At 70.7% G+C, this 6814-nt stretch carries 8 protein-coding genes and 1 pseudogene; all 9 read left to right on the forward strand.

All coding sequences use genetic code 11. From position 1 onward, the window contains the following. Positions 1-128: 128 nt before the first annotated feature. Entirely contained in the window at positions 129-1031 is a 903-nt protein-coding gene (gene pdxS / locus CQZ88_RS28750; RefSeq protein WP_006943825.1) for a pyridoxal 5'-phosphate synthase lyase subunit PdxS, read from the forward strand. 116 nt (positions 1032-1147) lie between these two features. Next, positions 1148-1963, forward strand: coding sequence for an acyl-CoA thioesterase II (locus tag CQZ88_RS28755; protein ID WP_006941032.1), 816 nt, complete (start codon positions 1148-1150; stop codon positions 1961-1963). Between the two features lie 112 nt (positions 1964-2075). Further along, positions 2076-2696, forward strand: a complete 621-nt coding sequence (gene pdxT, locus CQZ88_RS28760) for a pyridoxal 5'-phosphate synthase glutaminase subunit PdxT (protein ID WP_102800639.1) — start codon at positions 2076-2078, stop codon at positions 2694-2696. Between the two features lie 64 nt (positions 2697-2760). Further along, positions 2761-3513 carry a YebC/PmpR family DNA-binding transcriptional regulator gene (locus tag CQZ88_RS28765; RefSeq protein WP_006941030.1) on the forward strand — a complete coding sequence of 251 codons (753 nt, stop codon included), beginning with the start codon at positions 2761-2763 and terminating at the stop codon, positions 3511-3513. 101 nt (positions 3514-3614) lie between these two features. Then, positions 3615-4193, forward strand: coding sequence for a crossover junction endodeoxyribonuclease RuvC (ruvC, locus tag CQZ88_RS28770; protein ID WP_006941029.1), 579 nt, complete (start codon positions 3615-3617; stop codon positions 4191-4193). Next, positions 4190-4783 carry a Holliday junction branch migration protein RuvA gene (gene ruvA, locus CQZ88_RS28775; protein WP_006941026.1) on the forward strand — a complete coding sequence of 198 codons (594 nt, stop codon included), beginning with the start codon at positions 4190-4192 and terminating at the stop codon, positions 4781-4783. The genes ruvC and ruvA overlap by 4 nt, the downstream gene beginning before the upstream one ends. A gap of 41 nt (positions 4784-4824) precedes the next feature. Continuing rightward, positions 4825-5874: a Holliday junction branch migration DNA helicase RuvB gene (ruvB, locus tag CQZ88_RS28780; RefSeq protein WP_373867520.1), complete on the forward strand. Its 1050-nt coding sequence runs from the start codon at positions 4825-4827 to the stop codon at positions 5872-5874. Positions 5875-5991: 117 nt separating this feature from the next. Further along, positions 5992-6333: a preprotein translocase subunit YajC gene (gene yajC, locus CQZ88_RS28785; protein WP_050035146.1), complete on the forward strand. Its 342-nt coding sequence runs from the start codon at positions 5992-5994 to the stop codon at positions 6331-6333. 125 nt (positions 6334-6458) lie between these two features. Next, positions 6459-6814: pseudogene (locus tag CQZ88_RS28790) on the forward strand (protein translocase subunit SecD); the annotation flags it as partial.

Genomic DNA, 6814 nt, shown 5'->3' on the forward strand with positions numbered 1-6814 from the left:
GGCCAGGGCCTCGCGACTGGCTATGGGACGGTCCCCGCGGTGCCCCTAGAATCGGGAGCGGCGCCGCGACGTGCCCGATTCCGTCCGCCGCGTCAGTTTCTGCAGGCCATACCCCAGGAGTTCTTGCTGTGAGCAGCCCCGAGTCCGTTCCCACCACCGGCACCGCCCGCGTCAAGCGCGGTATGGCCGAGATGCTCAAGGGCGGCGTGATCATGGACGTGGTCACCCCCGAGCAGGCGAAGATCGCCGAGGACGCGGGTGCCGTCGCCGTCATGGCGCTCGAGCGCGTCCCCGCCGACATCCGCGCCCAGGGTGGCGTGTCCCGCATGTCCGACCCGGACATGATCGAAGGCATCATCGAGGCCGTGTCCATCCCCGTGATGGCCAAGGCCCGCATCGGTCACTTCGTCGAGGCACAGATCCTGCAGGCCCTCGGCGTGGACTACGTCGACGAGTCGGAGGTGCTCACCCCCGCCGACTACGAGAACCACATCGACAAGTTCGCCTTCACCGTGCCGTTCGTGTGCGGCGCCACCAACCTCGGTGAGGCGCTGCGCCGCATCAACGAGGGCGCGGCGATGATCCGCTCCAAGGGCGAGGCCGGCACCGGCGACGTCTCCAATGCCACCACCCACATGCGGAAGATCCGCCAGGAGATCCGGCGGCTGACCTCCCTGCCCGAGGACGAGCTGTACGTCGCGGCCAAGGAACTGCAGGCGCCGTACGACCTGGTGGTCGAGGTCGCCAAGGCCGGCAAGCTGCCGGTGACGCTGTTCACGGCCGGCGGCATCGCCACCCCGGCCGATGCGGCGATGATGATGCAGCTCGGCGCCGAGGGCGTGTTCGTCGGCTCGGGCATCTTCAAGTCCGGCAACCCCGCCGAGCGTGCCGCCGCGATCGTCAAGGCCACCACCTTCTACGACGACCCGGACGTGCTCGCGAAGGTCTCGCGTGGCCTGGGCGAGGCCATGGTCGGCATCAACGTCGACGACATCCCGGTTCCGCACCGCCTCGCCGAGCGGGGCTGGTGACCCCACCGCCGCCGGCATCCCCGCGTGCGACGGGAGCCTCCGACCGTGTCGGAGGCTCCCGTCGCTTCTCGCCGGGCCCTGCGGATAGCCTGTCGCAGGACCGGGAAGGAGCCCGCATGGCGAAGATCGAGGAGATCCTGGCGCTCGAACACCTCGAGAAGAACATCTTCCGGGGCGTGGCGACGGAGACGTCGCTGCAGCGCACCTTCGGGGGGCAGGTCGCCGGACAGGCGCTGGTATCCGCGGTGCGCACCGTCGATCCCGCGTACTCGGTGCATTCGCTGCACGGGTACTTCGTCCGCCCCGGCAACCCCGAGAAGCCGATCGTGTATCTCGTCGACCCGATCCGCGACGGCCGGTCGTTCGGCACCCGGCGGGTGACCGCCGTGCAGGACGGGCAGGCGATCTTCACCATGTCCGCGTCGTTCCACGTCCAGGACGACGGCATCGAGCACCAGGACGAGATGCCCCAGGTGCCGGATCCCGACGACCTCGCCGACCTCGCGGACTCGGACGACCCCGGAAACCTGTGGGCCAGGCGCGAGTGGCCGGAATGGGACCTGCGACGGGTGCCGGAGGATCGCCTCTTCCGGCGCGCCGGCATCGTGTCACAGCAGCAGGTGTGGTTCCGGGTCCGTGACCCGCTCCCGGACGACAACGTGCTGCACGTGTGCACCCTGGCGTACATGAGCGACATGACGCTGCTCGGCTCCGCGAGCGTCGCCCATCCCGACGAGCAGACGCAGGGCGCCTCCCTCGACCACGCCATGTGGTTCCTGCGCTCGTTCCGCGCCGACGACTGGCTGCTGTACGACCAGACGTCCCCGTCGGCAGGTTTCGGGCGGGCCCTGACGCAGGGCCGCATCTTCGACCGGAACGGGCGGATGGTCGCCGCGGTGGTGCAGGAGGGACTGGCCCGCTACCTGCGCTGATGCGCCGGCATCCGGCTCGCGGTCCGTGAGCCGGGACACCCCGCCGCGGCTGCTAGCGTTGATATCCAGGCTTCGGACGGGTGTCGTCCCGTCCCCGACAGAACAGGCGACAGTGGGAAGTTCTCCGACCATCGGCGTGCTCGCGCTCCAGGGCGATGTACGCGAGCACCTGACCGCACTCGAGGCGGCCGGCGCCCGCGCGATCGGGGTGCGCCGGACCGCCGAACTCGACGCCGTCGACGGCCTGGTGATTCCCGGCGGGGAGTCCACCACGATGAGCCGGCTGCTGCAGGTGTTCGACCTGCTCGAGCCGCTGCGCGCCCGGTTGAAGGCCGGCCTGCCCGCCTACGGGTCCTGCGCGGGCATGATCCTGCTCGCCTCGCAGGTGCTCGACACCCGCCCCGACGCCGAGCACCTCGACGCCCTCGACATCACCGTCCGGCGCAACGCGTTCGGCCGGCAGGTCGACTCGTTCGAGGCCGACCTCGACGTCGCGGGCATCGAGGGGGATCCGGTGCGCGCGGTGTTCATCCGAGCGCCCTGGGTGGAGGAGGTCGGTCCCGGCGTGCAGATCCTGGCCACCGTCCCCGAGGGACCGGCCGCCGGACGGGTGGTCGCGGTGCGGCAGGGAGCGGTGCTGGCGACGTCGTTCCACCCCGAGGTCACCGGTGACCTGCGGGTGCATCGACTCTTCGTCGACACCGTCCGTTCGGGGCAAGTCGGCGCGGAGTAGAATCGACCCTCCGAACCAGTCGGACCCGGTCCGACCTCACCTCGCCGGAAGGGGCTCCAATCGAATGAGCGGCCACTCCAAATGGGCCACCACCAAGCACAAGAAGGCGGCCATCGACGCCAAGCGCGGCAAGATGTTCGCGAAGCTGATCAAGAACATCGAGGTGGCGGCCCGGACAGGCGGTGGTGACCCGGCGGGCAACCCGACGCTGTACGACGCCATCCAGAAGGCGAAGAAGAACTCGGTCCCCAACGACAACATCGAGCGGGCCCGCAAGCGCGGCGGCGGCGAGGAAGCCGGCGGCGCGGACTGGCAGACCATCACCTACGAGGGCTACGGCCCCAGCGGTGTCGCCATCCTCATCGAGTGCCTCACCGACAATCGCAACCGCGCGGCGGGCGAGGTCCGCACCGCGATGACCCGCAACGGCGGCAACATGGCCGACCCCGGCTCGGTGTCCTACCTGTTCACCCGCAAGGGCGTCGTCGTGCTCGAGAAGAACGGCCGCACCGAGGACGAGATCCTCGAGGTCGTGCTCGAGGCCGGCGCCGAGGAGATCAACGACCTCGGTGACAGCTTCGAGATCGTTTCCGAGGCCGGCGATCTCATCGCTGTGCGCACCGCGCTCGTCGAGGCCGGCATCGACTACGAATCGGCCGACCCGGACTTCCGGGCCTCGGTCGAGGTCCCCGTCGACGCGGACAGCGCCCGCAAGGTGTTCAAGCTCGTCGACGCCCTCGAGGATTCCGATGACGTGCAGAACGTCTACACCAACGTCGACGTCTCCGACGAGGTCCTCGCCGAACTCGACGCCTGAGACGGACGGCTCCCGGCCGGGGCTGCGTGTCGATACCGCGACGCGCCGCCCCGGCCGCTATGCTCTCGAACAGTTGTTCGTAGCGGTCGAGAGGTGAACGGGTGCGCGTGATGGGTGTGGACCCGGGACTGACGCGATGCGGCTTCGGCATCGTGGACACCGGCCGCGGACGCGAGGTCGCCGCCGTGGCGGTGGACGTGATCCGCACACCCCCCGACCTGGAACTGCCGTCGCGGCTGCTGCGCATCTCCGCGGCCGCCGAGGACTGGCTCGACCGATTCCGGCCCGATGTCGTCGCCGTCGAGCGGGTGTTCTCCCAGCACAACGTCCGCACCGCGATGGGCACCGCCCAGGCCGGGGGAGTGGTGGCGCTCTCCGCTGCCCGACGCGGCATCCCGGTGGCGTTCCACACCCCCAGCCAGGTGAAGTCCGCCGTGACCGGGAACGGCTCGGCCGACAAGAAGCAGGTCACGGCCATGGTCACCAAGATCCTGGGCCTCGCCACCGCGCCGAAGCCCGCGGACGCCGCGGACGCCCTCGCCCTCGCGATCTGCCACTGCTGGCGTGCGCCCATGCTCGCACGCATGGCCGCCGCCGAGGCCGCCGCGGCCGAACAGAAACGACGATACGAAGCGCGGCTGCGGGAACAGGCCGCCGCGCGGAAGGCAGGTGCACGGTGATCGCCTCGGTGCGCGGGGAAGTGCTCGAGATCGCACTCGACCACGTCGTCATCGAATCCGCGGGGGTCGGTTACCGGATCCACGCCACGCCCGCCACCCTGGCCACGCTCCGCCGTGGCGAGGACACCCGCCTGGTGACGGCGATGATCGTGCGCGAGGATTCGATGACGCTGTACGGGTTCCCCGACCCCGACGCCCGGGATCTGTTCGGGTTGCTGCAGACGGTTTCCGGTGTCGGACCCCGCCTCGCCATGGCCACCCTGGCCGTGCTGGATCCGGATTCGTTGCGTGCGGCCCTCGCCGACGGCAACACCGCCGCCCTGACCCGGGTCCCGGGCATCGGCAAGCGTGGCGCCGAACGCATGGTCGTCGAACTGCGGGACAAGGTCGCCGCGTTCGCCGGAACCTCCGCCCCGGCCGCGGTGGTCGGCTCGCCCATGCGCGACCAGGTGGTCGAGGCTCTCGTCGGACTCGGCTTCCCCGTCAAACAGGCGGAGCAGTCCACCGACACGGTCCTCGCGGGTGACCCGCACTCCGACACCTCCACCGCGCTGCGTTCGGCGCTGGCCTTGCTGGGCAAGAGCCGATGATCGAGGACTTCCCCCCTGCGGGTGCCCCCGACGAGGCGCCGATGACCGCCGAGTACACGCCCGCCGACGGCGACGTCGAGGCGAGCCTGCGGCCGAAGAACCTCGACGACTTCATCGGCCAGCCTCGGGTGCGGGAACAGCTGCAGCTGGTGCTGCGCGGGGCGAAGCTGCGCGGCGGCACCCCGGATCACATCCTGCTGTCGGGCCCGCCGGGCCTGGGCAAGACGTCGATGGCCATGATCATCGCCGCCGAACTCGGGTCGTCGCTGCGGCTGACGTCGGGCCCCGCGCTCGAGCGGGCCGGCGACCTGGCCGCGATGCTGTCCAACCTCGTCGAAGGCGACGTGCTGTTCATCGACGAGATCCACCGCATCGCGCGTCCCGCCGAGGAGATGCTGTACCTGGCGATGGAGGACTTCCGGGTCGACGTCGTCGTCGGCAAGGGCCCGGGCGCGACGTCGATTCCGCTCGAGGTCGCCCCGTTCACCCTCGTCGGCGCCACCACCCGTTCCGGCGCGCTGACCGGACCCTTGCGCGACCGGTTCGGTTTCACCGCGCACATGGACTTCTACGACCCGGCGGAACTGCAGCAGATCCTGCTGCGCTCGGCCCGGATCCTCGGCATCGACCTGGGCGAGGAGGCGAGCACCGAGATCGCCGGCCGTTCCCGCGGCACCCCGCGCATCGCCAACCGGCTGCTGCGCCGGGTCCGCGACTACGCCGAGGTCCGCGCCGACGGCATCATCACCCGCGAGATCGCGCAGGCCGCCCTGGCGGTCTACGACGTCGACGCGCTCGGCCTGGACCGGCTCGACCGTGCCGTGCTCGGCGCGCTGGTCCGCAGCTTCGGGGGCGGGCCGGTGGGCGTGTCCACGCTCGCGGTGGCCGTCGGTGAGGAACCCGGCACCGTCGAGGAGGTCTGCGAACCGTTCCTGGTACGGGCGGGGATGATCGCGCGAACTCCGCGCGGGCGGGTCGCGACCCAGGCCGCGTGGCTGCAGCTCGGGCTGACACCGCCGCCGGAGGCTGCTACCGGCGGCATCGAGGTGCGGGCCCGCGAACCGCAACCCGGCCTGTTCGACGACGAATGACCGGTCGGCCACCGGCGCCGGTACAGGAGCCGCGCCGGTAATGGCACACTGGTCTACTGCGCCGGTCCACGACCGCCGGCGCCCGATACCGGACGACCTCGAGGACTGACTTCAACGATGGAACTGCTCTTCCCGCTGCTGATCCTTGCCCTGCTGGTGCCGACGTTCCTCGGCATCCGGCGCCAGAAGAAGGAGATGCAGAAGACCGCGGAACTGCAGGACGCGCTGCGGGTCGGTGACCGGGTGATGACCACGGCGGGGCTGCACGCCACCATCGTCGCGCTCACCGACACCACCGTCGATCTCGAGATCGCTCCCGGCGTGGTGACCACCTGGGCCCGGGTCGTGGTCCGCGAGCGGGTCACCGAGCTCGGCTCGGCGACGGACGAGACCGGTGGCCTCTCGCTGGACAAGGGCGACGACACCGAGCCGCCCGCCGGCCGGCCGACCGAGCACTGAACGGTCGGACACCGACCGGTCGACACCCCGGCCGATGTGCGGGCCGCGCCGGGGGCCGCGCCCGACGGGTGCGGTGGCCCCGTGACCAGCGCATCACTCACTCGCATCGAGGAGACTGACAGACCGTGGCACCTTCCAACGGATCGGTGCATCCAGTTCGCTCCCTCGCCCTGTTCGGGGCGATCCTGGTGGCGCTGTATGCCCTGATCTTCTTCACCGGGGACAAGTCGGCGACGCCGAAACTCGGCATCGACCTGCAGGGCGGCACCCGGGTGACCCTCACCGCCCGCACCCCGGACGGCAGCGCGCCCAGCCAGGACAGTCTCCGGCAGGCCCAGCAGATCATCGAGACCCGCGTGAACGGCCTCGGCGTGTCCGGCTCCGAGGTGGTGATCGACGGTGACAACCTGGTGATCACGGTTCCCGGCGACGACAGCTCGCAGGCCCGCACTCTCGGCCAGACCGCACGGCTGTACATCCG

The organism is Rhodococcus sp. ENV425, from assembly GCF_002887785.1.
Lineage (GTDB): Bacteria > Actinomycetota > Actinomycetes > Mycobacteriales > Mycobacteriaceae > Rhodococcus > Rhodococcus aetherivorans.

What these genes read in the sequence shown, in the direction of transcription:
- CQZ88_RS28755 (WP_006941032.1), top strand. Translation starts at nt 1,148, where the DNA reads ATGGCGAAGATCGAGGAGATCCTGGCGCTCGAACACCTCGAGAAGAAC.
- CQZ88_RS28765 (WP_006941030.1), top strand. Translation starts at nt 2,761, where the DNA reads ATGAGCGGCCACTCCAAATGGGCCACCACCAAGCACAAGAAGGCGGCC.
- ruvB (WP_373867520.1), top strand. Translation starts at nt 4,825, where the DNA reads ATGACCGCCGAGTACACGCCCGCCGACGGCGACGTCGAGGCGAGCCTG.
- yajC (WP_050035146.1), top strand. Translation starts at nt 5,992, where the DNA reads ATGGAACTGCTCTTCCCGCTGCTGATCCTTGCCCTGCTGGTGCCGACG.